Annotated in this window: 24 protein-coding genes and 1 pseudogene; 10 read left to right on the top strand and 15 right to left on the bottom strand. The window is 70.9% G+C overall.

What is annotated here, in order from left to right:
• Nucleotides 1–52: 52 nt before the first annotated feature.
• Entirely contained in the window at nucleotides 53–757 is a 705-nt protein-coding gene (locus tag O7553_RS21875) for a Crp/Fnr family transcriptional regulator (RefSeq protein ID WP_281551549.1), read from the bottom strand.
• 69 nt (nucleotides 758–826) lie between these two features.
• Nucleotides 827–1,957: an LCP family protein gene (locus O7553_RS21870; protein WP_281551548.1), complete on the bottom strand. Its 1,131-nt coding sequence runs from the start codon at nucleotides 1,955–1,957 to the stop codon at nucleotides 827–829.
• A gap of 238 nt (nucleotides 1,958–2,195) precedes the next feature.
• Here O7553_RS21870 and O7553_RS21865 point away from each other — a divergent pair, with 238 nt between their 5' ends.
• Complete coding sequence (locus O7553_RS21865) at nucleotides 2,196–2,462, top strand: GlsB/YeaQ/YmgE family stress response membrane protein (protein ID WP_281551547.1); 267 nt, start codon at nucleotides 2,196–2,198, stop codon at nucleotides 2,460–2,462.
• Nucleotides 2,463–2,498: 36 nt separating this feature from the next.
• On the opposite strand, the gene O7553_RS21860 is transcribed toward O7553_RS21865, so the two are convergent.
• Nucleotides 2,499–3,656, bottom strand: coding sequence for a tetratricopeptide repeat protein (locus O7553_RS21860; protein ID WP_281551546.1), 1,158 nt, complete (start codon nucleotides 3,654–3,656; stop codon nucleotides 2,499–2,501).
• Between the two features lie 144 nt (nucleotides 3,657–3,800).
• Between O7553_RS21860 and O7553_RS21855 the strand changes: the two genes are divergently transcribed.
• Nucleotides 3,801–5,399: a PQQ-dependent sugar dehydrogenase gene (locus O7553_RS21855; RefSeq protein WP_281551545.1), complete on the top strand. Its 1,599-nt coding sequence runs from the start codon at nucleotides 3,801–3,803 to the stop codon at nucleotides 5,397–5,399.
• A gap of 103 nt (nucleotides 5,400–5,502) precedes the next feature.
• On the opposite strand, the gene O7553_RS21850 is transcribed toward O7553_RS21855, so the two are convergent.
• From O7553_RS21850 to O7553_RS21820, 7 genes are read right to left on the bottom strand one after another with little or no spacing between them, the layout of a single operon-like run.
• Nucleotides 5,503–5,976 carry a hypothetical protein gene (locus O7553_RS21850; RefSeq protein ID WP_281551544.1) on the bottom strand — a complete coding sequence of 158 codons (474 nt, stop codon included), beginning with the start codon at nucleotides 5,974–5,976 and terminating at the stop codon, nucleotides 5,503–5,505.
• A gap of 44 nt (nucleotides 5,977–6,020) precedes the next feature.
• Complete coding sequence (locus O7553_RS21845; RefSeq protein WP_281551543.1) at nucleotides 6,021–6,371, bottom strand: DUF2470 domain-containing protein; 351 nt, start codon at nucleotides 6,369–6,371, stop codon at nucleotides 6,021–6,023.
• A complete protein-coding gene (locus O7553_RS21840) occupies nucleotides 6,368–7,045 on the bottom strand; it encodes a biliverdin-producing heme oxygenase (RefSeq protein WP_281551542.1) in 678 nt (225 codons plus the stop codon). The genes O7553_RS21845 and O7553_RS21840 overlap by 4 nt, the downstream gene beginning before the upstream one ends.
• The gene (locus O7553_RS21835; protein WP_281551541.1) at nucleotides 7,038–7,916 is read right to left on the bottom strand and encodes a heme ABC transporter ATP-binding protein; all 879 of its coding nucleotides are present in this window, start codon (nucleotides 7,914–7,916) and stop codon (nucleotides 7,038–7,040) included. Before O7553_RS21835 ends, O7553_RS21840 begins: the two co-directional genes overlap by 8 nt.
• Complete coding sequence (locus O7553_RS21830; RefSeq protein WP_281551540.1) at nucleotides 7,913–8,962, bottom strand: iron ABC transporter permease; 1,050 nt, start codon at nucleotides 8,960–8,962, stop codon at nucleotides 7,913–7,915. The genes O7553_RS21835 and O7553_RS21830 overlap by 4 nt, the downstream gene beginning before the upstream one ends.
• Before the next feature lie 4 nt (nucleotides 8,963–8,966).
• Nucleotides 8,967–10,007 (bottom strand): ABC transporter substrate-binding protein, encoded by a 1,041-nt coding sequence (locus tag O7553_RS21825; protein ID WP_281551539.1) that lies wholly within the window; start codon nucleotides 10,005–10,007, stop codon nucleotides 8,967–8,969.
• The gene (locus O7553_RS21820; RefSeq protein ID WP_281551538.1) at nucleotides 10,004–10,897 is read right to left on the bottom strand and encodes a hypothetical protein; all 894 of its coding nucleotides are present in this window, start codon (nucleotides 10,895–10,897) and stop codon (nucleotides 10,004–10,006) included. Before O7553_RS21820 ends, O7553_RS21825 begins: the two co-directional genes overlap by 4 nt.
• Nucleotides 10,898–11,114: 217 nt before the next feature.
• Between O7553_RS21820 and O7553_RS21815 the strand changes: the two genes are divergently transcribed.
• From O7553_RS21815 to O7553_RS21805, 3 genes are all read left to right on the top strand, one after another.
• On the top strand, nucleotides 11,115–12,623 hold the full coding sequence (locus tag O7553_RS21815; RefSeq protein ID WP_281551537.1) for an HtaA domain-containing protein: 1,509 nt from the start codon (nucleotides 11,115–11,117) through the stop codon (nucleotides 12,621–12,623).
• A gap of 129 nt (nucleotides 12,624–12,752) precedes the next feature.
• Nucleotides 12,753–13,862, top strand: a complete 1,110-nt coding sequence (locus O7553_RS21810; protein WP_281551536.1) for a DUF916 domain-containing protein — start codon at nucleotides 12,753–12,755, stop codon at nucleotides 13,860–13,862.
• A complete protein-coding gene (locus tag O7553_RS21805; protein ID WP_281551535.1) occupies nucleotides 13,859–14,761 on the top strand; it encodes a hypothetical protein in 903 nt (300 codons plus the stop codon). The genes O7553_RS21810 and O7553_RS21805 overlap by 4 nt, the downstream gene beginning before the upstream one ends.
• Before the next feature lie 36 nt (nucleotides 14,762–14,797).
• Here the strand turns inward: O7553_RS21805 and O7553_RS21800 are convergent, their stop codons facing one another.
• On the bottom strand, nucleotides 14,798–16,390 hold the full coding sequence (locus O7553_RS21800) for an RICIN domain-containing protein (RefSeq protein ID WP_281551534.1): 1,593 nt from the start codon (nucleotides 16,388–16,390) through the stop codon (nucleotides 14,798–14,800).
• Between the two features lie 175 nt (nucleotides 16,391–16,565).
• On the opposite strand from O7553_RS21800, the gene O7553_RS21795 reads away from it, so the two are divergent.
• Nucleotides 16,566–17,480 carry an SDR family oxidoreductase gene (locus tag O7553_RS21795; RefSeq protein ID WP_281551533.1) on the top strand — a complete coding sequence of 305 codons (915 nt, stop codon included), beginning with the start codon at nucleotides 16,566–16,568 and terminating at the stop codon, nucleotides 17,478–17,480.
• On the opposite strand, the gene O7553_RS21790 is transcribed toward O7553_RS21795, so the two are convergent.
• Genes O7553_RS21790 through cobF form a run of 3 tightly spaced genes read right to left on the bottom strand, consistent with a single transcriptional unit; the run spans nucleotide 17,471 to nucleotide 20,117 of the window.
• The gene (locus tag O7553_RS21790; protein WP_281551532.1) at nucleotides 17,471–18,490 is read right to left on the bottom strand and encodes a WYL domain-containing protein; all 1,020 of its coding nucleotides are present in this window, start codon (nucleotides 18,488–18,490) and stop codon (nucleotides 17,471–17,473) included. The two genes, O7553_RS21795 and O7553_RS21790, sit on opposite strands and share 10 nt — an antisense overlap.
• Before the next feature lie 2 nt (nucleotides 18,491–18,492).
• Nucleotides 18,493–19,272 carry a GntR family transcriptional regulator gene (locus tag O7553_RS21785; RefSeq protein ID WP_281551531.1) on the bottom strand — a complete coding sequence of 260 codons (780 nt, stop codon included), beginning with the start codon at nucleotides 19,270–19,272 and terminating at the stop codon, nucleotides 18,493–18,495.
• A 29-nt stretch (nucleotides 19,273–19,301) separates the two neighbouring features.
• On the bottom strand, nucleotides 19,302–20,117 hold the full coding sequence (cobF, locus tag O7553_RS21780) for a precorrin-6A synthase (deacetylating) (RefSeq protein ID WP_281551530.1): 816 nt from the start codon (nucleotides 20,115–20,117) through the stop codon (nucleotides 19,302–19,304).
• A gap of 314 nt (nucleotides 20,118–20,431) precedes the next feature.
• On the opposite strand from cobF, the pseudogene O7553_RS21775 reads away from it, so the two are divergent.
• The 4 genes and pseudogenes from O7553_RS21775 to O7553_RS21760 form a co-directional block, all read left to right on the top strand.
• Nucleotides 20,432–21,937, top strand: a pseudogene (locus tag O7553_RS21775) (amino acid adenylation domain-containing protein); the annotation flags it as partial.
• Nucleotides 21,929–23,308 carry a hypothetical protein gene (locus O7553_RS21770; protein WP_281555699.1) on the top strand — a complete coding sequence of 460 codons (1,380 nt, stop codon included), beginning with the start codon at nucleotides 21,929–21,931 and terminating at the stop codon, nucleotides 23,306–23,308. The pseudogene O7553_RS21775 and the gene O7553_RS21770, both read left to right, overlap by 9 nt.
• Nucleotides 23,309–23,378: 70 nt before the next feature.
• Nucleotides 23,379–24,143 (top strand): enoyl-CoA hydratase-related protein, encoded by a 765-nt coding sequence (locus O7553_RS21765; protein ID WP_281551529.1) that lies wholly within the window; start codon nucleotides 23,379–23,381, stop codon nucleotides 24,141–24,143.
• A gap of 135 nt (nucleotides 24,144–24,278) precedes the next feature.
• Nucleotides 24,279–24,497 (top strand): hypothetical protein, encoded by a 219-nt coding sequence (locus O7553_RS21760; protein ID WP_278174201.1) that lies wholly within the window; start codon nucleotides 24,279–24,281, stop codon nucleotides 24,495–24,497.
• A 33-nt stretch (nucleotides 24,498–24,530) separates the two neighbouring features.
• Here O7553_RS21760 and O7553_RS21755 read toward each other — a convergent pair whose 3' ends face one another.
• Nucleotides 24,531–25,493 carry a TIGR03557 family F420-dependent LLM class oxidoreductase gene (locus O7553_RS21755; protein ID WP_281551528.1) on the bottom strand — a complete coding sequence of 321 codons (963 nt, stop codon included), beginning with the start codon at nucleotides 25,491–25,493 and terminating at the stop codon, nucleotides 24,531–24,533.
• Nucleotides 25,494–25,726: the final 233 nt, after the last annotated feature.

Below are 25,726 nucleotides of genomic sequence, written 5' to 3'. Positions count from 1 at the left end.
CGGTTTCCCAAAGTCTGCTGTTCGGTCGACAGGCATTCAGGCCGGCGGATACTCAGGTCGACGAGTGGCTGCCGGACCGTGGTCCGCTGTATCCGATCCGGGCGAGCCGGCCGAGGTCGAGCAGCATGAACCGGCGGGGTGCGGTCGCGATCAACCGGTCGTCACGGAACCGGCTGATCGCGGTCACTACCGCGTTGCGGGACGCCCCGATCAGTTGGGCCAGGCCGTCCTGGGAGAGCCCGAGGTCGAGCGAGACCTGGTTCGGGCCGTCCGGGCTGGCCTTGGCGAGCCGGAGTAGCGCCCTGGCGAGCCGTTGCGGCACCGGCAGCGAGGCGATCTCCACCCGCTGCTCGTCGGATTCACGCAGCCGGGCGTTGGTGTAGCGGCGCAGCGCGGGGTGCAGGTCGCGGTCGTCGACCACGGCGAGGAACTGTTCGGTGGTCAGCTTCCGGGCAGTGACCGGGCGCAGCACCGAGACACTGGCCGACCGGGGCGTGCCGTCCAGCGCGGCGATGTCACCGAGCAGATCCCCAGTAGACCGGACGGTCAGCATCGTCTCGCTGCCGTTGGCCTCGGTCCGGTACACCTTGACCGCCCCGCCGAGCAGCAGGAACACGTCGCGGCTCTGCTCGTCCTGCAGGAAGAGACCATGTTTGCGGCCTAGCTGGACCGGCTGCCCGGCCTGTTGCAGTGCCTGCCAGTCGGCGGCGGTGACGTGATTGGTGAAGTTGACCCGGACCGGGTACGCGGCGGTCATGGAGACACCGTACCGATGTGGACCGTGCGGCGGGAATCACGGTGACGGATGTCCCGATGAGTCGGACGGTCAATCCCGCTGGACGGCGTCCGGGTTGGCCAACAGGTAGTCGTCCAGTGTGCCGGTCCGTACCGCGTCGAACATCTCCAGGCTCTCCGGCGTGAGCCGTTCGGCCGCCGTACTGCTGAATCCGGCCGGATTGAACCCGCCACCGTTGGTCTTCACCATGATGAGGTCGTTCGCGGTGATCCCGCGCAGGGTGAATACGAAATCGGCGATCGGGACGCCGCCGGTGTCCAGTACGAAGGCCTTGCCGGCCGCGGTGATCACCCGGTCGATCTTCGCCGGGTTGGTCAGTACGCCGGTGCTGCTCGCCTCCTGCACCATGGCCTTCAGCAGCTGCCGCTGGTGACGCTGCCGGTCGTAGTCCCCGTTCGGCAGGCCGTAGCGCTGGCGGGAGTAGTCCAGCGCCTCCCACCCGGCCATCCGCTTGCAGCCCTCCTCGTGCCACAGCTCCTCGCCGCCGCCGACCTCGCGGGCCTCGGCCAGCCAGCTGGGCTCGCCGTCGACCAGCCGCATGTGCTGCGACTTCACCCGCTGGTCAACGCACATCCGAACCCCGCCGAGTGCGTCGATGACATTCCGGAAACCGCCGAAGTCGATGATCGCCGCGCCGTCGAACTCGATGCCGGTCAGGTCCTTGAGGGTGAGTGCGACGAGTTGCGCGCCGCCGGCCCGGCCGACTCCGTTGCGCGAGCCGGCCCGGAACACGTCAGTGATCTTCGACTCGCCGCCGGGGTATCCGCTCGGCTCGAACGCCGGCGCCTCGACCCAGGTGTCCCGGGGGACCGACACCAGGTACGCCTGATCGTGGGTGGCCGGCACGTGCAGGATGATGATCGTGTCGGAACGCATCTCGCCAGGTCGGCTGCCCCGTTCGTCCACGCCGAGCAGCAGCATGGTGATCGGGCCGTCCAGCGCCTCGCCGTCGGGCTCCTGTGGGACCTTCGCGGCACCGGCCAGCAGGTCCTGCTGCTGGATTCGACTCGTGTACCGGTCGATCAGCAGCTTGCCGCCGACGACCGCGGTCGCGCTGGTCGCCATGAGCAGCGCGCCGACGGCGATGGTCAGCACCGCCCAGATCGGCGTTCCGCGGAGGGCTCGGAGGGCTGTCGTGGCGGGCGCGTCCGGTGCCGACATGCCGATGCTCCAGTCGAGGGGTGACGAGGGCAGGACAGCTCTGTCTTACCCGAGAGATTATCGCGTCATGCTGCGAACCTGCTGAGAAGATCCAGCTCAGTGCGACTATCTACTGTGATTCATCGATGGTTGTCCGGTGCTTGACGCAATGGGCGTCGTTGCCTGGTTCTGGCATGGTGGTAGGAGAGGGCCGACAGTGCGGTAGGGGCGGCCAGCCGACCGGTACAGGGGGTATGCGGTGGAAATCGACGGAATCTTCTCGGCGCTGATCATCGGTCTCATCGTTGGAGCGCTCGGGCGGCTGGTCGTCCCGGGCAAGCAGAAGCTGAAGATCTGGGTCACCTTGCTGATCGGTGTGGTGGCGGCGCTGCTCGGCACCCTGGTCGCCAGCCTGTTCGGGGTGGCCGAGACCCGGGGCGTCGACTGGATCGAGCTCGCGTTGCAGGTGGCGCTCGCCGCAGTCGGCGTGGCGGCCATCTCCGGAGCGGCCGGCAAACAGGGATAGCGGCGGTCGGCAGGCTGCAAGCCAGCGGGCAGATAGTCAGCAGGGCCGGCTGGTCAGCCAGGTGCGTTCGATGGCCCCGAGGTAACGGTCCCGGTGCTCCTCGCGGGCCAGTGACCGCAGCAGGAAGTCCATGTGGTCACAGATCTCCCGGGCCCGCCGACTCGACTTGCAGGTCTGGTAGAGCACCGCGGCGTGCAGGTCGGCCTCGGCGTAGTTGCCGCGCAGCACCTCGTCGGTCCACCGGATCAACGACGCCCACATGGGCTTGATCTTGGCCCGGCGTTCGCTGGAGTCGAGCCGGCTGATCGCTTCGGCGGAGCGGTCCCGGGCGTGTGGCAGCGCCTGGCCGTGGGCGGCGAGCAGCGCCAGGAAGAACGGGGTGGAGACAAGTTCCTGGTCCAACCGGTTGGCCTGCTGGTGGGCATCCCGGGCGGCGGTGAAGTCGCCGTTGTCGCGGAGCAGCAGCCCAAGACAATTCCAGTTCTGCGCGTCGTGCGGGCCGTGCTTGGTCGAGTTGCGGGCGTAGGCCAGCGCCCGGTCCGGCCGTGCGTAGCGGTGCAGCAGGGCCAGCGCCCGGTCGGCGGCGTCGGTCGGCAACCGGTGCGCCATGGCGGTGGTCAACTCCTCCTCGGCGGCGGCGTCCTCGCCGAGGTTGGTCAGCGACCGGCCCAACCGGTAGCGCACCCGGGGGTTACGCGGATCGAGTTCGACCGCCCGGCGCAGGCATTCCACCGCCTTCTCGTAGTAGCCCTCCCAGTACGCGGCCTCTCCCTGATTGAACAGGTAGGAGACCTCGACCTGGGTGGTCAACCGGTGATCGAAGTCGCTCAGCCGGGACCGCATGTCCTCGATCAGCAGGTGTACCTGCTCGGACTGGCGTTCGGCCCGGCCGACCGCCGTCTCCACCCGGCCGACCAGCGTGTCGGCCTGCTCGGAGAGGGTTTCCGCCTGGTCGATGGCCCGGTCGGCCTGCGCGACGATCTCCTCGGCGACCACCCGTTGGCGGTCGAGCTCCAGCCGGGCGCGGGCGCCGGTGCGCCGGATGGTGCGCAGTTCACGGACACCGACGAAACCCGCGAAGACGAAGACCACCGTCAACGCAGTGACCAAAAGGGCAAAAGCCGCGATTATCCCACCGGACCAGGCGATCACCAGTTCGGCGATCTGGATCGGGTCGGGGGAGTCCGGCTCCATGTACCCAGAGTAACCACTATGTGCGCCCGTTTGACTACTCTGAGTGGTGCAATCTGTGTCCGCCGGGTGGCGGAGGCGTGGCGATCGGGTCACCCCGGCCATAAGCTGATCATCATGAATATGAGAGATTCTCGATCTTATGCGTTGGCTGGTTGGCGGGTCGCCGCGACGACACTCGCCGCGACCGCGCTGGCGCTGTCCGCAACCGCAGCTCACGCCACGCCGTACACCGACCCGCACGCCGAGCCCGCCGACCTCACCTCGGCGGCGACCTCGGCGGCCGCCGAGGTGCCACTCGACCAGATCTCCGTCACCAGCACCCAGGTTGCCTTCGGGCTGCAACGACCGACCGCGATGGTGGCCCCGGACGACGGCAGCGGCCGGCTGTTCATCACCGAGAAGGCCGGTCGGGTGCGCATCTACCACCCGGCCTCCGGCCTGGCCGAGGCGGCGCTGCTGGACATCAGCGACCGGGTCGACACCTCCGGCAACGAACGCGGCCTGCTGGGCATCGCCACGTCCCCCGGATTCGCCGCCGACCCGGCGATCTACCTGGCGTACACCGCGCTGCCCGACGGCGCGGTCACCCTGTCCCGGCTGCCACTGGAGGCCGCCGACCAGCAGCCGGTGCCGGCCGACCGGGAGGAGATCCTGCTGAGCCAGCCGCACGCCGAGTACGCCAACCACAACGGCGGACAGTTGGCCTTCGGCCCGGACGGCCACCTCTACTGGAGCATCGGCGACGGCGGCGGCGCCGACGACGTGCTCGGCACCGGTCAGGATCTCGGCACCCTGCTCGGCAAGATCCTCCGGCTGGACGTCTCGGCCGCCTGCGGCGACCTTGCGTACTGCGTACCGACGGACAATCCGTTCGTCGACGAAGCCGGCGCCCGCGCCGAGATCTGGGCGTACGGCCTGCGCAACCCGTGGCGGTTCTCGTTCGACCCGGCGGACGGCTCGCTGTGGATCGCCGACGTCGGACAGGGCAGCTACGAGGAGGTCAACCATCTGCGCGGGGTGGCCGGTGCCAACCTCGGCTGGTCCTGCCGGGAAGGCCCGGTCGAGTTCGATCCGCAGCGGTGCGACCCGGCCGCCGAGTACGTCGACCCGGTGTTCCATTACCAGACCTCGGTCGGCGGCTGCGCTGTGATCGGCGGCCACGTCTACCGGGGCAGCGAATCCGCCGCCGCCGGCACCTACCTGGCCACCGACTACTGCTCGGCGACCGCGTACGCGATTCGGCCCGACGCGGACGGTGGGTACGACACAGCGGTCATCGGCGAGCTGCCGATCCAGCCGACCACCCTCGCGGTGGCTGCGGACGGCGAGTTCTACCTCGCCAACGACCTGCCCGGCCAGTTGCACCGGATCACTTTCGAGGCCGACGAACCGGATCCGGTCGCCGAGTGCCTGGTCGACTACCGGGTGGACAGCGACTGGGGATCGGGTTTCACCGTGACGGTGGGCGTCACCAACACGGGTGACGAGCCGATCGACGGCTGGTCGCTCGGCTGGTCGTTCGCGGGTGTACAGCAGGTCGCGGTCGCCTGGAACGCGGTGATCACCCAGGATGAGTCGACGGTGACCGCCACCAACGCCGCCTGGAACGCGTCACTGCCCGCCGGTGGCCGGGTCGAATTCGGCTTCCTCGGCAGCGGCGGCGCAGGTGCCGGACCGGCACCGGCCGGGTTCACTCTCAACGGTCTGCCCTGCGACGCGGCACCAACCGTGACCACCGGCTAGAACCGTCTGAAATCAATGCCCGCCCCGGGGCGGGGGTGCCGGTCGAGCTCGATGCCGCAGGTGCATCTTGATGTACCTGCGGCATCAGCCCTGGCGAGCGAGGTCAGTTCAGTGGCCGGGCGACCACCGGCTCGTCGGGCGGGAACTCCTCCGGGTCGACCACGGCGATCGCCCCGCCGCCGAAGAAGCCGTGGTTGACCAGGACCAGCCGGTGACAGTCCGGGTCACCTGTGCGTTGCGGCAGTTGGCCGGCCAACGCCCGTACCTTGGTCGCGGACGTCTCGTCGAGGGTGAAGCCGTCCGGCCCCCACACCCCGCGTACCTGGAAGAACTCCTGCTCGCTGCGCTGCACGTCGCCGTTGAGGACGATCATCCGGTCGGAGCCGGTCAGCGCGCTGGACGCCTCGTTCAGCCCCCACGCCGAGTACGTCGCGCTGCCGGACTCGGGTGCTTCGCCGATCCCGATCCCGGTGCACCCGGCGATCGACAGTACGGCGACGGCCGACACCAGCCAGGCGGCGAGTCGCACCGCGACACCGGTGCGGGCGATATGCCCGCGATGCCGTTTGGCAACCATTTTGCGATCGTCGCATACGCCGGAGGGCTCCGCTCGCTTGCCGGTCAGCCGTCCGCCGGGCGGGGCGTGACGCCCAGTTGGGCGCAGGCCTCCTGGTACATCCGGACCACCTCGTGGCGGACCTGGACCCGTTCGGTGAGTCGGTACGCGAACGGCACCCGGACCGGCACCTCGACGCCGGCCACGGTGGCCGCGAAATCGATGCCGTCGGCGTCCAGGTCGGTCATCCGGGCAGCCGACGCCTGCGGGGTGCCACCCAGCGACCGGCAGATCAGCAACGAGTCGGCGGCGTGGTCGTCGTTCATGTGCCGGGCAACCTGGGCGACCACCTCGGCGGTGAACGGGTCGGTCGGCTGGCCCTGCGTCGGCCCGGCCTGGCCCTGCGCCGCGCTCACGCCGCCGACTCCATCGACTCCGACGCCACCGACTTCGGCTCCTGCTCCTGGCCCAGCTCGGCGAGGACCGCCGAGTTGTGCCGGTAGGCCACCGCCACCTCACCGACCAGAGCCGCCTCGGCGGTGACGTCCAGCGGCAGGGCGTCCAGCCGGGCCCGGTACGCGTTCTTGTACCCGCGCGGATCGTCGATGCCGGCGAAGTGGTAGAACGCCACGCCGCCCTCCTCGGTCAGCCCGTATGTCTGCGCCACCTGACGGCCGATGAACAACCCGCCGGACAGGTCGCCGAGGTACCGGGTGTAGTGGTGGGCGATGAACGCCGGTGCGAAGGTGAAGCAGACCTCCTGCATCCGGGCGACGTAGCGGCGGGTCGCCAGGTTCGGGCCGACCCGGCCGGCCCAGTCCGGGCCGAGCAGGTACGCCAGGTCGGCTTCCAACGCCGGCAACCGGGTCAACCGGTCGTCGACGAAGTCGCCGGCCAGCGGATCCTCGCGCATCGCGTCGGCCGCCTCCTCCAGCACCTGGTAGATGAAGTGGTGCTGGGCGACCAGGTCGGCGTACCGCTGTCGGGGCAGCTCCCCGGCGACCAGCGCGGAGACGTACCGCTGGGACTCGGCCGCTTGGTGGTCCTGCCAGCTTGCCGCCCGTAGCCGGGCGGAGAAGGTGTCACTCAACTCGGGGTTCCTTTCCTTGCCGGGTCGGATGCTGCCGTCGCGGAACGACCAGCGGGAGTCGGGTCTCGGGGTGCGGCAACACCTCGATGTCGTGCCGGTATACCTCGCTGAGCAGCGCACCGGTGAGGACCTGCTCGGGCGGTCCGACGGTCCGCAGCCGACCGGCCGACAGCAACGCGATCCGGTCCGCGTACGCGCCGGCCAGACCGAGGTCGTGCAGCACCACCACGACGGCGTCACCGGCGGCGGCCCGCTGTCGGGCGAGCCGTAGTACCAGCTCCTGGTGGTGCAGGTCGAGCGCGGCGGTCGGTTCGTCGAGCAGCAGCGCGGCGGCCCGCTGGGCCAGCACCCGGGCCAACGCGGCGCGGGCCTGCTCGCCGCCGGACAGCGAGGTGAAGGTGCGGCCCGCGAACTGCGCCACGTCGGTGGCGGCCAGACACTGGTCGACGATCGGATCGTCGGACTCCTCGGCGGACAGCCCGGCCCACGGTGCCCGGCCCATCCGGACCACCTCGGCCACGGTGAACGGGAATGACAACACGCTGCGCTGGGTCAGCACCGCCCGGCGCAGCGCCAGTTCGGTCGAGCTCCAGGCGGACTGCGGCCTGCCGTCGATCCGGATCCCGCCGGCGGCCGCCGCGACGTCGCCGCCGATGGCGGCGAGCAGAGTCGACTTGCCGGCACCGTTGGGACCGACCAGGGCGATCACCTCGCCAGTGTGAACCACCAGGTCGACCTGGTCGAGCACCGCTCGCCCGCCGAGTTCGACCCGCAGCTGGTCGATCTCGATCAGCGCGGTGCCGGCCGGCCGGGATGCCGGCACGCGGACAGGCGTGCGCCGGCCGAGCAGCCGCGCCGGCGGCGGGCTCATCCCCAACCTCCGGCCCGCCGCCGGGTACGGCGCAGCAGCCAGAAGAAGGCCGGACCGCCGACCACCGCGGTGAGCACCCCGAGCGGCAGTTCCTGGTACTCGACCAGGGTCCGGGCGGCCAGATCGGCGGCGATCACCACCACCGCCCCACCGAGCGCGCTGGCCGGTAGCAGCACCCGGTGCCCTGGTCCGGCGACCATCCGGACCAGATGCGGCACCACCAGACCGATGAAGCTGATCACGCCGGTGAAGGCCACCGCGGCGGCACCGAGCAGCGCGGTGACGACGATCATGCGTACCCGCAGCCGTTCCACGTCCACCCCGAGATGACGTGCGGAGCGTTCGCCGAGGGCGAGCAGGTCCAGCTTGCCGGCCGAGGCGAGCGCGGCGGCCAACCCGACGATCAGGCAGGGCAGGGCCACCGCCACCGCGTTCCAGTTGGCCTGGGCCAGGCTGCCGAGGTTCCAGAAGGCGATCGCCTGCACCCCGGCCGCGTCGGTGACGAACATCAGCAGCCCGATCGCGGCACCGGCGACGGCGTTGACCGCGATGCCGGTGAGTACCAGGGTGACCACCTCGGTACGTCCGTCGGCGCGGGACAACGCGTACACCAGGTAGGTGGTGGCCAGCCCGCCGACGAAAGCGGCGGCGGCCAACGTCCAGCCGCCGAGTGCGGAGAACCCGGTGACGATGGCCAGAGCGGCGCCGACCGCCGCTCCGGAGGAGACTCCGATGACGCCGGGCTCGGCCAGCGGGTTACCGAAGACGCCCTGCATGACGGCGCCAGCGCAGCCGAGCGACGCGCCGACGACCGCGGCCAGGACGACCCGGGGGAACCGGACGATCCACAGCGCGTTCTCGCCGTGCGGTGCGGTCGGCAACGCGCCGATCTCCAGGCCGAGCCGGTGCAGCACCGACGCGACCACCTCGGCCGGGGCGATCTGCACCTGTCCGGAGCCGGCGGCGACCACGCCGACCACGAGCAACGTGCCGGCGAGGCCGGTGAGCAGCAGCGGCCGGCGGGCGGCGAGTACCGGGAGTGTCATGCCGTCACCGGCATCCGTGGATGGCACGGGCGAGAGCCTGGATCGCCTTGCCGGTGCGGGTCCCGAAGTTGAGCAGCACGGTGTCGTCCATGTCGACAATCCGCCGCTGCTGACCAGCTGGGGTCTGGGCCACGCCGGGCATGGCGACCAGTCCGTCCACCCCGCCGACCGATTCGAGGCCCTTGGTCATCACCAGAATGATGTCCGGCGCGGCGTTAATCAGACCCTCGCTGGTCAGCGGCCGGAACCGGGCCAGTCCGATGGTGGTGCCGGCGTCCTCGCCGCCGGCCGCGGCGATCATCGCGTCCGAGCCGGCGCCTTCGCCGCCCATCAGGTAGACGCCGGCGGTGCCGCGCAGGTAGAGGAAGGCGACCCGGGGTCGCTCGGCGTCGTCCGCGATGCCGTCGCGGGCGGCGGCGATCTCGCCCTCGACCCGGGCGACGAGTGCCTCGCCGGCGTCGGCGACGCCGAGCGCGGCGGCGACCTCCCGGATGTGCACCGGTACGGCGGCCAGGCTCTGCTCGTCGCCGATGCGTACCACCGGGATGCCGGCGGCGCGGAGCTGGTCGAGCACCTCGGGCGGGCCGATGCTGTCATCGAGCAGCACCACGCTGGGGTCCAGCGCCATGACCGCCTCGGTGGACAGGTCGTGCCCGCCGGGAGTGACCAGCGGCAGGTTGGCGGCGGCCGGGAAGTCGGTGGAGGTGTCCCGCCCGACGACCCGGCCACCGAGGCCGAGGCTGAACACGATCTCGGCGATGGAGCCGTACAGGTTGACGGCCAGGATTCGGCCGGCGTCGGTCACCGTGACCCGGTCGCCGGCGGCGTCGGTGACGGTGACCGGCAACGCCGGCTGCGGTGCCGGGTCCAGCGGCGTCACCGCGTCGTCGACGACGGCGGTGACCGGCCCGCAGGTCGTTGGATCCGGTGCCGCGTCGGTGTCGGCGGCGCTGTCGGCGCAGGCGGCCACCGGGCCGGCGAGTAGCGCGGCGGCGAGCAGCCCGACCAGCCTCGGGCGGTTCACGACCAGTGTCGGGCGGTTCACGACCGGCTCCGGCGGCGGCGGACAGCGGACAGCCCGGCCAGCGCCAGCACGCCGAGCGCCAGCAAAATCAGCGTGCTGCTCCACCACCGACCAGCCGGGCCGACGGTGCTGACCCGGGTGACTGCCAACCCGGTTGGGTCGGTTCCGGTGACGGCGACGGCGGTCGGGCCGCCGTCGCCGTCGGTCGGTTGGCCGGTGGCAGCACCGGCAGTTGGTGCGGAGCTGCTGACGTCACCGGCCGTACCGTCGGTGTCGGCCGGGCCTGCGGCGTCGCCGGTTGCCGGGGCTGGTGGCGCGGTGGTCCGGTCCGGGCTGCCAGCCGCCGGGGCGGCGCTGGTAAGGGCGGGCGCGGCGGCGGCAGCGAAGCTGATCGGGACGCGTACGTCCTGACTGCGGTCGCTGGTCCGGGTGTGGTCGGCTCGGGTGACCACCGAGCAGGTGCGAACGGTGCAGTCGACGTCGCCGATCCTCGCGGTCAGCGGGACTCGGACCTGGAACGAGCCGCCGTCGCCGTACGGCACGGCCAGTCCTTCGCCGTACGACGGGGGGTTGCTGGAGATCCAGTGCGAGCTGCCGCTGCCGCCTGAGGTGTCCACCCCGCCGCCGCACGGTGTCGGCAGCGCCCCGGCGCCGTTGTCCACACAGAACCCCACGTAGATGCCCTTATCGGTGTCGTACCCGGTGCCGGTCACCGTGACGGTCGCACCGGAGCGGCTGATGCCGGTGGAGTCGGAGACGGTGAGTCGCTGGCCGCCGGATCCGGTCGCGGAGGTGTCCGCGTGGGCCGGCGACGCCAACAGTGGTGCGGCGAGTACGGCGGCGGTCGCGGCGGTGGCGGTCACGACCGCCAAGGTCGCGGTGACGCGGCCGCTGAGCAGCGGCGTTGGCATGGGTGATCCCTCCGACGATCGTCGGTTGAGTTCTCAATGAAGGTTTGCCTAACCTAAGTCATCGCCGCAGGTCGGGACAAGGGTCCGACCGGTTCGAAGATCAGGCACCCGCGCCGGAGCCGAGATCTGTTAGGTATGGCTAACCTAATCCCGATCACATGCCGTGTTCACAGTGGAAGTAGAACACGGTGAGTAACCATCCGGAAAGGACCAGTCGATGATCACATCCAGAGCTGGTGCTCTGGGGCGACGGTCGGCAACCTGGGCGGCTGCGGCCGTACTCGGCGCCGCGACCGCACTCGTTGGCGCCGCACCCGCCGTGGCTGCCCCTGCCGACATCACCGAGGCAAGCCTGAACTGGGGCTTCAAGGAGTCGTTCCGCAACTACGTGTCGTCCGGCGACGGCAACCCGCCGATCGCGGCGAGTGACGGTGCGTCGATCGACGCCGATGGAACGTTTGCCTTCCCGTCCACCGGCGGCAGCTACGACGCCGAGACCGGTGAGACGAACGCCACGTACGGCGGCACGGTCGTCTTCTCGTTCCCGGCGCACACGTTCACCATCACCCTCGCCAACCCGACGGTGGCCATCTCCGGCGGCACCGCCGTCCTCAAGGCCGACGTCGAGTTGGTGAGCACCGCGTTCCCGTCGGTCGACGTCACCCAGGCGGTCATCGCCGACCTCACCACCACCAGCGCCAACCTGGTGGCCGGTGCGGACGGGATAACCGGCACCGACCTGGCCGCCACCCTGACCGCCGATGGCGCCACCGCCTTCGCCGGCTTCTACCCGGCTGGCCAGGTCCTCGACCCGCTGTCGTTCGAGGCGTTCACCTCCGGCGGCGGTGGACCGGCAGCTCCGTCCGTCGACGCCACCCCGGACACTGGCGTCGACCCGGCCGGCGCCACCATCACCGTCGACGGCAGCGGCTTCGACCCGCAGGCCAACAACGCCGCAGGGATCTACGTGTCGTTCGGCCCGAAGGTCGACGAACACTGGACCAACGCCAGTGTCCTGCAGGTCACCAAGTGGGTGAGCAGCACCAACGAGCCGACCGACGCCCGGGACACGATGAACCTGGACGGCTCGTTCAGCACCACGCTGCCGATCAGTGCCCAGTACACCGACCGCAACGGCAACGCGGTCGACTGCACTGTCACCCAGTGCTATGTGATCACCTTCGCTGCGCGCGGCTCCGCCGACCGCAGCCAGGACACCTTCACTCCGATCAGCTTCGCGGCCCCGGTCGGCGGCGGCGACGCCAGCCAGCAGATCGCCGCGACCGTGCTGGCCGGCGGCCCGCTCACGCTCAGCGTGGCCGGTTCCTCGGTCACCCTGCCGCCGACCGGCAACGGCGCCGTCACCAGCGGCGAGCTGAACACCGCCACCGTGTCCGACCTGCGCGGCACCAACGCCGGCTGGAGTCTGGTCGGCCAGGTGGGTGACTTCGTCGCCAGCGGCGACGCGGTCATCGCGGCGGACAACCTCGGCTGGGCGCCCACCGCGTCCGTGGTGGACGACCCGCTGATCGGGGCGACCGGCACGGTCACCCCGGGCGCGGTGGCCGACCCGGGTGCCGGACTCGGCACCGCTCGGGCGCTGTGCACCTCGGCTGCCGGCGCCAGCGCCGGCAGCTTCACCTGCGGCGCGCAGCTCAACCTCGGCGTACCCGCTGGGGCGGTGTCGGGTGACTACACCGCGACCCTGACGCTGACCTTGTCCTGAGGATCAGCTCCCAGCTGACCTTGTCCTGAGGATCAGCTCCCAGCTGACCTTGTCCTGAGGATCAGCTCTACCGGCCGGTGCGGGGCCGCAACGGTCCCGCACCGGCCACCGGACCGACTGGAGTGCCCGATGTCCGCCCCGCCCGCCCGTCGCCCGCACCGTCGCCGCGCCGCCATCGGCCTGTTGGTGGCCGGGCTGCTCGCGTTGCCCGGCGCCACCCCGGCCGCCGCGCAGCCGGCCGGTCCGGCTCCGGCCGACGCGGTCACCTGGGCGGTACAGCCGTCCAGCGCGGACGGGCCGACCGGACGCAACTACTTCGTCTACGACCTCGCCCCGGGCGCGGAGATCACCGACCACGTCGCGGTGCGCAACCTCGGCGACCAGGACCGGACGTTCACCGTGTACGGCACTGACGGGTTCCTCACCGACGACGGTGCGTTCGCCCTGCTCCCGGCCGACCAACCGGCCACCGACGTCGGCACCTGGATCCACTTCGACCAGCGGGAGTACGCGATCCCGGGCGGTGAGCGGCTGGACATCCCGTTCCGCCTGACGGTGCCGGCCAACGCGACACCCGGCGACCACGCCGGCGGGGTGATCGGTTCGATCGCCCAACTCCGTACCGACGCCAGCGGCCAGCAGGTCAACGTCGACCAGCGGGTCGCCGCCCGGGTCTACCTGCGGGTCGACGGCCCGGTCCTGCCAGCGGTCAACATCGAATCGATGAGCATCAGCTACGACGACCCGGTCAACCCGCTGGGCGACGGTGACGTGGAGGTCACCTACCAGGTGCGCAACACCGGGAACATCCGTGTCGGTGGTACGGGCGCGGTGCTGCTGGACGGCCCGCTGGGCTGGGAGCTGGCCCGCACCGATCCGGTCGACCTGCCCGAACTGCTGCCCGGCAGCACCTTCACGGTGACCGAGAAGATCACCGGCGTACCGCCGGCGCTGCGGCTGACCGCCACCGTCGACCTGGCCCCGACCACCGTGGACGAGGCGTTGCCACCGGTCACCCGTACCGCCGGTATCTGGGCACCGCCGTGGTTGCTGCTCGCCACGATCGTCGCCCTCGCCGGGTGGTTCGGGGTACGCCGCTGGCGTGCCCGCCGCGCGGCCGCAGCCGTGGCCACCCCGGCTTCGCCTGCGGTCACCCCCGCCTCGAACGGTTCGCCGGACGTCGAGCCCGCCGAAGACGGTGCCGCCTCGTCGTCGCCCGCCTCGTCGCCCGCGCGATGACCGGTCGCCGGACCTCGGTGGGTGCCCTCGCGCTGGTCCTGATCGCCGGGGCCGGCGGTCTGCCGTCGGCCCCGGCGGTCGCCGCCCCGCCGCAGGTCAGCGTGGACGCGGCCAGCGCGGCGGTCGGCGAGTGGCTGACCGTCACCCTCACCGGCTGGCCGGCCGGGAACGTTCAGCTGGAGATCTGCGGCAACCGTGCCGCGCGCGGGTCGGTCGACTGCGCCGCCAGCGAGGCCAGCCAACTGCATGTGCCGGGGGCCGACGCGGTGACCAGTCGGCTCGTCCTGGTGGAGCCCCCGGTGGCCTGCCCATGCGTGGTCCGGGCCCGGACCGTCGACGCCGGTGGGTCCGGCACCGGGCCGGTGCTGCCGGTTACCGGCAGCGTCCCGATCGACATCGTCGGGTCGGCCGCCCCGCTGGCACCGACGGTCTCCGGCCCCGCCCGGCTGCACATCACCGACGTGACCGTTGTGCCGACCGGCTGGGACTGGCCGGCGCTGTTCGGTCTGTCCAGTGAGATCCGGCTGGATGTCGACGTTCGCAACGACGGCCCGGTCGACGCCGACGAACTACGCCTGTCACTGCTGTCCGGCCGGCCCGGGCGGCCGACGGTGATCGTCGAACCGCCCGGGCCGGCGTCCGCGCCGTTGGCCACCGGTGCGGGCCGAGCCATCGTGGTCACCGCGCCGGTCGACTTCCCCGTCTACGGCCGGTACGCGGTCCACGGTCAACTGGGCACCGGAGTCGGTGGCGATGGCACGGTGGCGTTCGTCGTCGAGACCGAACGCTATCCGTGGGGCTGGCCGGCGGTCGCGGCGGTACTCGTGGTGGTTTTGCTGCTGCGCCAGGTCATCGGCCTGCGCCGGATCAGCCGGTCGCCGTCGGGCACCGAGCGATAGGCACCCGGCGTCCGGCGTTCAGTGGACAGGGAACGGTCAGCAGCGGTTGATGGTCGAGTTGTTCAGGGCGATGTTGCGGATCACGATGTTCTGCCCGCACGGGTTCTCGTTGATCTGCGAGTTGGTCAGCGTCAGGTTCTGCAGGGTGATGTCGCGCGACACCGGGAACTCGGTGCGCGAGGCGATCCGTACGTCCGAGCCGTTGACCGAACCGGAGACCGCCGCGATGGTCACGTTGTAGCAGTTCTCCAGCAGGATCGAGTTGCTGCCGGTGCCGGAGATGTCGATCCGGTCGATGACCGCACCGCCGGACTCCGACACGCAGAAGATGCCCCGGCCACCGCCCCGGGCGATGACCGTACCGACCCGGATGTTCGTCGGGTAGCTGTCGCCGACCCGGCCGTTGCGGTTGGCCATCCGGAACCCGGCGTACCCGGTGCCGGTGCCGGCGCCCTGCGCGTCGACGGTGCCGACGGTCGCGTTGATGGTGTCGTTGAGTATCAGGCCGGAGTAGCCGGTGTTGCGTGCGGTGACGGTGCCGACCGTCAGTCCGTCGACCCCGTACGTCTCGACCCCGTGGTTGCTGGTGCCCTGCACGTACACGTTGTCGATCCGCACGTTGCGGGAGCGCTGGCTGCGGTCACCGTGGTTGTCGATCCGGATGCCCAGGCCGGCGGTGACCCGGATGTCGATCTGGCCGAGGGTGATGTTGTTGCCGTTGCGGATGAAGATCCCGTACAGCGGATTGCCGGTGATGTTGAGCCGGGTCACCTCGACGTCGGTGACGCCGCGGGCGTACACCACGGCCTGGTCGCCGGAGCCGGAACCGGTCACGTTGACCGTGCCGCAGACCTCCAGGACGGTGTACGACGGCAGCGACAGCCGGGAGCCGGCGCTGATCGACCCGGAGCCGCGGACGACGACCTTCTGCTTGCTGTTGCGCCCGGCCGACAGGCTGTTCACCGCGGCCTGCATGGCCGACAGCATGCTGGAGCCGGTGTAGACGGTGCTGCCGCCGTTGCGCGCCGTCCAGGTCGACCCGTTCTGTACGGCTTCGGCGTTGAACGAGCCGGACCCGCAGCCGCCGGAGCTGTCCAACCGGACCATCTGCCACTGCTGGTTCCAGCCGTTGACGTCCTGGTACTGCGAGATGATTCCGCCGTCCGAGGTGGACCACTGCCACACATCGAGAGCCTTGTTGCTGTGCCGGCTGATGAAGCGGACGTAGCCGCTGTCCGAGTCGGCGAGCCGGAAGTGCTGCCGGGTGCTGCCGTTGTCGTAGTTCTGAATCAGCTGGGCCCCGTCGACCGCGTTCGGTAGCTCCAGGTACTTGCCGCTGTGCCGAGATCTGATCTTGTAGTAGCCGCTGCCGACGTCAACGAACTGCCACTGCTGCGCCGCGCTGTCGTTGCGCGTCCACTGGACGATCGGTGCGCCGTCATGGGTTGCCCCGCCGTAGAGATCGATTGCCTTGCCGCTGTGCCGGCTCAGCATCACGTACCAGGCGCCGGTGTCGACGGTGGCAGCTGCGGCGTACTGCACGCCAACCGCCGCGCCGGTTGCGACCATGGCGGTCGTGGCGAGCGCCACGACGCCGGTACGCCAGCGCCGCCATCTGGTGGCTGTCATGGAACCTCCTGGATCTGTCGGAGACTGCTGCCGGTTAGCGCCCCCACAGTGAGGCGGGAAAGGGCTTTCTCATCGTGACGGCAATGTATCGACCACATTCGATGGAGTCAACCAGGCTGCTGTTCTCTGGAAAAGCTGACGTCGGATGTCAGGTTTTGCTGGCACCGTCAGCGGCATGTCCACACCACTGAACGGCAGGACGGCGCTGGTCGCCGGAGCGACCCGGGGCGCCGGCCGGCGGACCGCGATCGAACTCGGTGCCGCCGGCGCCACCGTCTACGTCACCGGCCGCAGCACCCGACGGCAGCGTTCCGAGATGGACCGTCCGGAGACCATCGAGGAGACCGCCGAGCTCGTCGACGCCGCCGGCGGCACCGGCGTCGCGGTGCCCACCGACCACCTGGACCCGGACCAGGTCCGTGCCCTGGTGCAGCGGATCGACCGCGAACAGGGCCGGCTCGACGTGCTGGTCAACGACATCTGGGGGGCCGACCACCTGACCGACTTCGAGTCGCCGATCTGGGAACAGCCGCTGGACCGCGGCCTACGCACACTGCGGCTCGCCATCGACACCCACCTGATCACCAGCCACTTCGCGCTGCCGCTGCTGATCCGCCAGCCGGGCGGGCTGGTGGTTGAGATGACCGACGGCACCGCCGACTACAACGGCACCCACTACCGCGAGTCGGTCTTCTACGACACGGCCAAGAACGCCGTCATCCGGTTGGCCTTCGCTCAGGCCGAGGAGCTGCGGCCGTACGGTGCGACGGCGGTCGCGCTCAGCCCTGGCTGGATCCGGTCCGAGGCGATGCTGGAGCACTTCGGGGTGACCGAGGCGAACTGGCGCGACGGCACCGCCAAGGACCCGCACTTCGCCATCTCCGAGACACCGGCGCTGGTCGGTCGGGCAGTGGTCGCGCTCGCCGCCGATCCGCAGGTGTCCCGGTTCACCGGGCGGTCACTGTCCAGTGGGCAGCTGGCCCGCGAGTACGGCTTCACCGACGTCGACGGCAGCAGCCCGGACGCGTACCGCTACATCGTCGAGGTCGTCGAGACCGGCCGGCCGGCGGACACCACCGGTTACCGCTGACCGGCGGTCTCGCCGTACAGCGCGGCGAGCCGGCGGGCGGCGTCGCGCATCCGGTCCCGTAGCGGGGGCGGGGCGAGCACCTCCACCTCCGGACCGAGCGCCTGCAGTTGGCTGTACGCCACGTCGGGCGACTCGACCGGCAGCCGGGTGTGCACCCAGCCCTGAGCGTCGGGTGGCCCGGCCGCCTCGTGCGCTGCCTGGGCGGCCGGCGCCTCCACCGCCCAGCGCAGCGCCCGCAGCCCGGCCGGACTCAGCCGTACGGTGACCTCGTCGACCAGCACGCTGCGGACGAAGTCGGCGGTGCCGGCCGCCCACACCGCAGCCAGGTCGAAGCGGTGGTCGCGGTCGAAGACGTTGCCGGTCGGGTCAACCACCGCGATCCGGTCCACCCGGTAGATCCGGTGCCCGTCGTCGACCCGGCCGGGGTCGGGGACCCGGCCGACGTCGTCGACCCGGCCAACCAGGTACCAGGTGCCGTTCTTGAGCACCAGACCGTACGGCTGAACCGTTCTGACCACCTCGGTGCCGCTCCGCCGGTAGTTGAGGCGGACCACCTGGTCCTGCCAGGTGGCGCGGGCCAGGTCGGCCAGCGCAGGCGGCGGATCGGCCTGCCGGAACCAGCCGGGCGCGTCCAGATGGAACCGCTGGCGGGCCCGGCCGGCGGCGTCGCGCAGCCCGACCGGCAGCGCGGCGGTCACCTTGAGCTGGGCTACCCCGAGTACGTCGGCGAGGCCCATCTCATCGGCCGGGCCGGGCAGCCCGGACAGGAACAGCGTCTCCGCCTCGGCCCGGCTCAGGCCGGTCAGCCGGGTCCGGTAGCCGTCCACCAGTCGGTACCCGCCGGCCCGGCCCTGGTCGGCGTAGACCGGCACCCCGGCGGCGGACAGCGCCAGCACGTCGCGGTAGATGGTGCGCTCGGAAACCTCCAGCTCGCGGGCCAGTTCCGCAGCAGTCATCGTCTCCCGGGACTGCAGCAACAGGACCAGGGAGATCAGCCGGGCGACCCGCACGGTCAGCGCCCGGCGGGCGAGCGCAGCGGGGATCCGTCGGCCACCCGCAACTGGTACGCCCGGTGCGGTGCCCAGCTGGCGACCAGGCTGAACCGGTCGCCGCGGACGAAGGTCTCCCGCCATTCGACGGGCCGTCCGTCGGTCCGGCCGATCCGTTCGACGGCGAGCAGGCCGCCGCCGCCCAGCCGTCGACGCTGTTCGGCGGTGGGCACGATGGCGTGGATGCGTTCCTCGCCGTCGGTGACCCGGACGCCGTGCCTGGCCAGCTCGCCGTAGATGCCGGTACCGGTCAGGTCGGCGGTGAGCAGCGGCCGGGCCAAGTCGGCCAGCAGCCAGACCCGATCGACGGCCAACGGTTCGTCGTCGGCGAACCGGAGCCGCTCCAGGTGCACGAATCGGGTGTCCGGTTCCAGCCCGAGCCGGGCCGCGATGGGGACGTCAACCCGTAGGTCGCGGCCGAGCACCTCGCTGCGCTGGCGCATCCCGCGCGCCTGCACTTCGTCGAAGAGCGAGTAGAGAGCGCCGAGCGGCTGCTCGATCCGCTGCTGGTGGACGGCGGTACGCCGACCCCGGGCCGAGTCCAGCACCCCGGCCTGGCGTAGCCGGCGCAACGCCTCCCGTACCGTGTGCCGGCTGACGCCGTACTCGTCAACCAGTTCGTGCTCGCCGGGGAAGCCGGCGGCGAACCCGCCAGCGGTCAACCGGCGGACCAGGTCGTCGTGCAGCTGTGCCCACAGCGGCATCGGGTTGTCCCGGTCGACCGGCCGGGCCTGGTCGGTCATCAGAGTCCTTCCGCGGAGGAAGTCAACGGCTACCTGATCGCTCGCGTCTGGTGTCCGGTCTTCTGGTGCTGTCCGGTTGTCTGGACAAGGGTACGCCGTAGCAGGTAGGTGTCCATGATCCAGCCCTTGCGGCGGCGGGCCTCGGCGCGGGCGGTGACGATCCGGTCGGCGACCCGGTGCACCGGGCCGGCGATCAGGATCTCGTCCGGGGTGCCGAGGTACGCGCCCCAGTAGATGTCGATGCTGTCGGCGTCGGCGAGTCGGGTGAAGGCGCACTGCGCGTCGAGCATCACCACCAGGTCGTCCACGCCGGTCGGGAAGCCCTCGTCGGCGAGCCGACGGCCGGTGGTGATCTGGACCGGGCAGCCGATCCGGTTCAGCGCGATCCGGTGCCGGGCGGTCAGCGCGGCGACGCTGCTGATGCCCGGGATCACCTGGTGGTCGAACTCGACGACGTCGCGTTCCCGCAGATCGTCGAGGATGGCGAGGGTGCTGTCGTACAGCGCGGGGTCGCCCCAGACCAGGAAGGCGCCGCAGTCGCCGTCGGGTAGTTCGTCGCGAATCAGCTGGGCGTACCGGTCGGCGCGGCGTCGGCGCCAGTCCTCGACCGCGGCCCGGTAGTCCGTCGCGGTCCGGTCCCGCTCCGGGTCGGCGATCTCGACCGCCCGGTACGCCCCGGTGGTGTGCCGGCGCAGGATCTCCTGCCGCAACGCGGCCAGGTCCTGCTTGACCGCGCCCTTGTCGAGCAGGAAGAACACGTCGACCCGACGCAGCGCCTCGATCGCCTGCACGGTCAGGTGGTCGGGATCGCCGGCCCCGATTCCGATGATCAGTATCTCTCGCACCAGGGGGAGTGTGCCGTACCTCGACCGGGCAGCGACAGTCGCGGACTACAGCGAATCCGCCCGATTTTAACTATTTATCACATTTCTTCTGTATTTATCATTAATCATCACTGCATATGGTCGAAAATGTATTTCTATGCTTCGATGGGTCGGAGGCGCGCCGTCCCCCGGTCGGTGCAGAGCATTGAGGAGGAACAGTCATGCCACAGCGTGGTTCCGGTCGACCAGCGACCCGATTCCGGGCCAGCGCCGTGCGGCAACGCGGCATTCCCGGGATCGTCACCGCTGCGGTCGGCACCGGACCGTTGGCCATCCTGTCCGACCAGGACAGACAGTTGTTCCGTCGGTTCGGCTACGGTCCGGCTGAGCCGATCGTCTCCACCCACATCCAGCACGCGATCGAACAGTGGGCCGTCCTCACCCCCGACACGGTCGCCGTCGAGCACCTCGACGAGCGCATCACCTACCGACAGCTGGACCGGCAGGCGGACCGTCTCGCCGCCCGGCTGATCGCCCACGGGGTAGGTCCGGGTGACCGGGTCGGCGTGTTCACGCGCCGGTCGATCCCCATGGTGGTCGGCATCCTCGCCACCCTGAAGGCCGGCGCGGCGTACGTGCCCCAGCACGCCGGGGTGGCCACCGAGGCCCACCTGCGGCACGTCACCGACACCGCCGGCATCCGGATCGTGCTGACCACCACCGAGACGGCGGGTCAGCTGCCGCACCTGCCGGGCCGGATGCTGATCGCCGTCGACGAGCTGCTCACCCAGCCGCTGGCGGACTCGGCGTACCCGGTCGTCCCGACCGGTCCGACCAGCCCGGACGACGGCTGCTACGTGCTGTTCACCTCCGGCACCACCGGCCGACCCAATGGGGTCACCGTCACCCATCGAAACGTGTGCAACCTGCTCCTGACCGCCCCCGGCGACCTGGGCATCCAGCCGGGGTGGCGGGTCGGGCAGATTCTCAGCATCGCCTTCGACATGGCCGCCTGGGAGATCCTCGGTTGCCTCAGCCACGGCGGAACCCTGGTCGTCCGGGGGAGCGACATCGCGGCGACGGTCGAGACGGTGGACGTGGTGATCGCCACCCCGAGCGTGCTGGGCGCCGTCGACCCGGACCGGTGCCCACGGGTCAAGGTGGTCGCCGTGGCCGGTGAACCGTGTCCACGGGAGCTGGCCGACCGGTGGGCCCGACAGGCGGTCTTCTACAACGGCTGCGGACCGACCGAGACCACCATCGTCAACACCATGCACCGGCACGACCCCGCCTCCGAACAGCTCACCATCGGCCGGCCGACCCCGAACAACACGGTGTACGTGCTGGACGCCGACCGCCGGCCCTGCGCGATCGGCGAGGTGGGGGAGATGTGGGCGGGTGGTGACTGCGTGTCGGTCGGCTACCTCGGCGATCCCGAGCTCACCGGGCAGCGGTACGTCCCGGATCCGTTCCTCGGCGGTGGACGGATGATGTTCCGTACTCGGGATCTCGGACGCTGGACCCCCGACGGTGAGTTGGAGCACCTTGGCCGCACCGACGACCAGGTCAAGGTCCGTGGGTTCCGGGTCGAGCTGGATTCGGTCTCCGCCGTCCTGGAAGCGGTGCCGGGTTGCCGTCGGGCGGCGACGATCAAGGTCGACGACCGTACGCTCGTGTCGTTCGTCGCCCCGGCGACCGTTGACCCGACGGCGGCGCGGGCCGCGGTCGCCCGGACTCTGCCGTACTACTGCGTGCCCGAGCGGGTGCACGCCCTCGAGTCGCTACCGGTGACCGATCGGGGCAAGATCGACAAGGGGGCGCTGCGCCGGTCGCTGGACCGCCCGGCCCCGCCCAGCAACCCGGCCCCGCCCAGCAATCCGGCCCCGCCCAGCCATCCGGCTCGGTCCGACCTGCCGGCTCCGCTGCCGTGGCAGCGCCGGATCCTCAGCCATCCCCGGCTGATGCCGTACCACCGGCTGGCCGCGCTGGTCCTGGCCGGCAACGCCGCACTGCTGTACTACGCGCTGACCACCGGCGGCTGGTGGCAGGCGACCGACGGCGGCCTGGCGAACCTGTCGTACGCCGCCCTGGCCAACGTCGCCCTGGCGGTGCTGATCCGCCAGCAGTACATGATCAACCTGCTGTTCTGGCTGGCCACCCGGGCGCCGACCCGGTGGCCGCTGCGGGTGCGCTGGGGGTTGGGCAAGGTCTACCACTTCGGTGGGCTGCACGTCGGTGGCGCACTCGCCGGCACCGCCTGGTTCGCCGGGTACGTCGCCGAACTCACCCGGCAGGCGTTGGCCGGCCGGGCCGTCACCGCCGTACTGGTGCTGTCCTACCTGTTGGTCGCGCTGCTGCTGGCGATGGTGACGACCGCGCTGCCGCCGGTTCGTGGCCGCTGGCACGACCTGTTCGAGCGGGTCCACCGGTTCGGCGGGTGGGCCGCGTTGATCCTCCTGTGGGCCCAGACGGTGCTGGTGGTCGACGGTGCCCGCGACGGGAGGCCGTTGGCCGCCGCGCTGCTCGGCTCGCCGGCGCTGTGGACCCTGGCACTGCTCACCGTCAGCGTCGCCCTGCCGTGGCTGCGGCTGCGCCGGGTGCCGGTGCAGGTGGACCGGCCGTCGAGCCACGTGGCCATGCTGACGTTCGGTCACACCACCCCGTTCGCCGGATCGTCCACCGCGATCAGCCGTCGTCCGCTGCTCGAATGGCACTCGTTCGCCAACGTGCCGGCGCCCGGTGAGCGCGGCTTCCGGCTGACGGTGTCCCGCGCCGGCGACTGGACCGGCTCCCTTATCGACGACCTGCCGAACCGGATCTGGGTCAAGGGCATCACCACCGCCGGCGTGGCCAACATCGAAACGCTGTTCACCCGGGTGGTGTACGTCGCCACCGGCAGCGGCATCGGGCCGGTGCTGCCGCATCTGCTGGCCGGCAAGGTGCCGGCCCACCTGGTCTGGTCCACCCGCAGCCCGCGGACGACCTACGGCGACCAGCTGGTCGACGAGATCCTGCGGGTGCAGCCCGACGCCACGATCTGGGACACCGCGCAGCGTGGCAAGCCGGACATGGTGGCCCTGGCCTACCAGGCATGGCAGGCCACCGGCGCCGAAGCGGTGATCTGCATCGCCAACCAGAAGCTCACCCGGCAGGTGGTCCACGGGCTGGAACGCCGGGGGATCCCCGCCTACGGCGCGATCTGGGACTCGTGAAACCGGACTGGGCCGACTGAAAACGGACCATCCGACCGACGACCCTGCGAATCCGACTGGAGGAACCGACATGCATCTGACGACCGAGCGGGACGGTGCCGTGGTCACCGTACGGCTGCACCGGCCCGCGGCCCGCAACGCACTCACCACCGCGCTCTGCGACGAACTTCTCGCGACCCTGCGACCACTGGACCGGGACCCGGACATCGGCTGTTTCGTGATTACCGGGTCGGACGGCTTTTTCTCCGCCGGCGCCGACATTCGAGAGATGGCGGCGATGAGCCCGGTGCAGGCGATGACGGCCGATCTCTTCGCCGGCTGGGAGGAGTTCGCCGCGTTCCGGACACCGAAGATCGCCGCGGTCGCCGGCTACGCGCTCGGCGGTGGCTGCGAACTGGCCATGATGTGCGACCTGGTGTTCGCCGCCGAGGACGCCCGGTTCGGTCAGCCCGAGATCACCCTCGGGGTGATCCCCGGGATCGGCGGCACCCAGCGGCTGACCCGGCTGGTCGGCACGGCGAAGGCGATGGATCTGATCCTCACCGGGCGGATGATGCCGGCCCGGGAGGCGGAGCAGTGCGGCCTGGTGTCCCGGATCGTGCCCGCCGACCAACTGCTCGTCGAGGCCCGGTCGGCGGCGGCGGTGATCGCCGGGCACAGCCGGCTCGCGGTCACCGCCGCCCGCGAGGCGGTCCAGCGGGCGCAGGAGGTCGGACTGCGTGAGGGGCTACTGTTCGAACGGAGGGTCTTTCACGGATTGTTCGCCACCGCCGACCGAGCGGAGGGGATGTCCGCGTTCTTGGAAAAACGGCCGGCACGGTTCACCGGCAGCTGAGCCGACCGAGCTTCACTGGCCGGACAGGCTGTCACCGGCCGGCCGGCCGGCTGCGGCGGACGGATCCGGCGGGATTTGATAGTTATTGTGCGTACGGATGAGGCGCGGGCTGGCTGAACCGGCAAGGATCGGCATATGAAGGTTCTCTTCCTGGGTGGCCCGTGGCATGACCAACGTCGCGAGGTGACGCCCCGCCGCCTCGCCGCTGCCGCGGACACCTTGCCAACGCAGTACACGGTGCCGCTCCGACCCGGGGTCAAGCCCGTCACCTACACCCGCCGTTACGCCCGCAGTCAGGGCGAGCGGCTGCCGGTCTACGTCGCCCCCGACTATTCCGGCCCGGCCCGCGCCTGACAACTGCGGCGCCGACGCCTGAGCCGGCCGCCGTCACCGGTCGAGCCCCCGCAGCCGGTCGGCCAGCTCTCGCTCGAAGAAGTCCAGGAAACCGTCCGGGTCGGGCCCGGCGTTCTGCAGCACGATGTGGTCGAAACCGGCATCGACGTACGGTTTGACCGCCTCGAGGTGCACCGCCGGGTCCGGCCCTACGCTGAAATGTGCGGCGATGTCGTCGGCGTCGACCATCGCCGAGGCCGCCTCGAAGTTCACCGGGTTGGGCAACTCGCTCATCACCTTCCAGCCGGTCAGCGCCCAACGGCTGGACTCCCAGGCCGCTTTGACCGCCTGCTCCTCGTCAACCGCCCAGGCCATCGGCACCTCGGCGTAGCGTGGCCCGGCGCCGCCGGACCGCCGGTAGTGCTCGACGATCGAGCCCTTCGGCTCGGTGGCGAACAGTCCGTCGCCGAGCTCGGCGGCCAGCCGGGCGGACTCCGAGCCGCTGGCGGCCACCGCGATCACCGGCGGGGTCGGCGGCAGGTCGAACACTCGCGCGTCGTCGAGCTGCAGGTGCTTCCCCTGGTACGAGTGGTAGCCGCCGGACCAGAGCAGCCGGATGATCTCCAGCGCCTCGCGGAGCCGCTCGTGCCGCCCGTGCACACTCGGGAACGGTTCCCCGGTGACGTGCTCGTTGAGCCGTTCGCCGGCACCCACGCCGAGGGTGAACCGGCCGTCGGACAGCAGCGCCACGGTCGCCGCGGCCTGGGCGACGATCGCCGGGTGGTAGCGCAGGCTCGGGCAGGTCACGCCGGTGGCCAGCCCGATCCGGTCGGTACGGGCGGCGATCGCACCGAGCACACTCCAGGTGAACGGCGAATGGCCCTGGGAGTCCAGCCACGGGTGGAAGTGGTCGCTCATCTCGACGAAGTCGAACCCGGCCTGCTCGGCCCGGACAGCCTGAGCGATCAGGTCGGCCGGTCCGAACGCCTCGGTGGCCAGCTTGTAGCCGATCCGCATGTCGCCTCCCCGGTGGTCGTCCGCGTCACGTCCAGTTGTCCGTGGCGCCGTCCAGGGTTGCCCTACCCCTGCCCGACGGATCTATTCGCGTTCACGGTCGATCCGCAGTTTCCATCCAAGCTGCAGTAGACCGATGGTCCGTGCACGTTGGGAGTGAGCACCGACAGCACCAGGAAGCCGGCGACGTCCGGCAGGCTGCGCGGCCGACGCCGGCAGGCCGCGCAGTACGGCGG

It is taken from the genome of Solwaraspora sp. WMMA2059 (genome assembly GCF_027497315.1).
Taxonomy (GTDB): Bacteria; Actinomycetota; Actinomycetes; order Mycobacteriales; family Micromonosporaceae; genus Micromonospora_E.
Note: the sequence above shows the minus strand (reverse complement) of the source record. Positions and strands in the feature narration are given on the sequence as shown.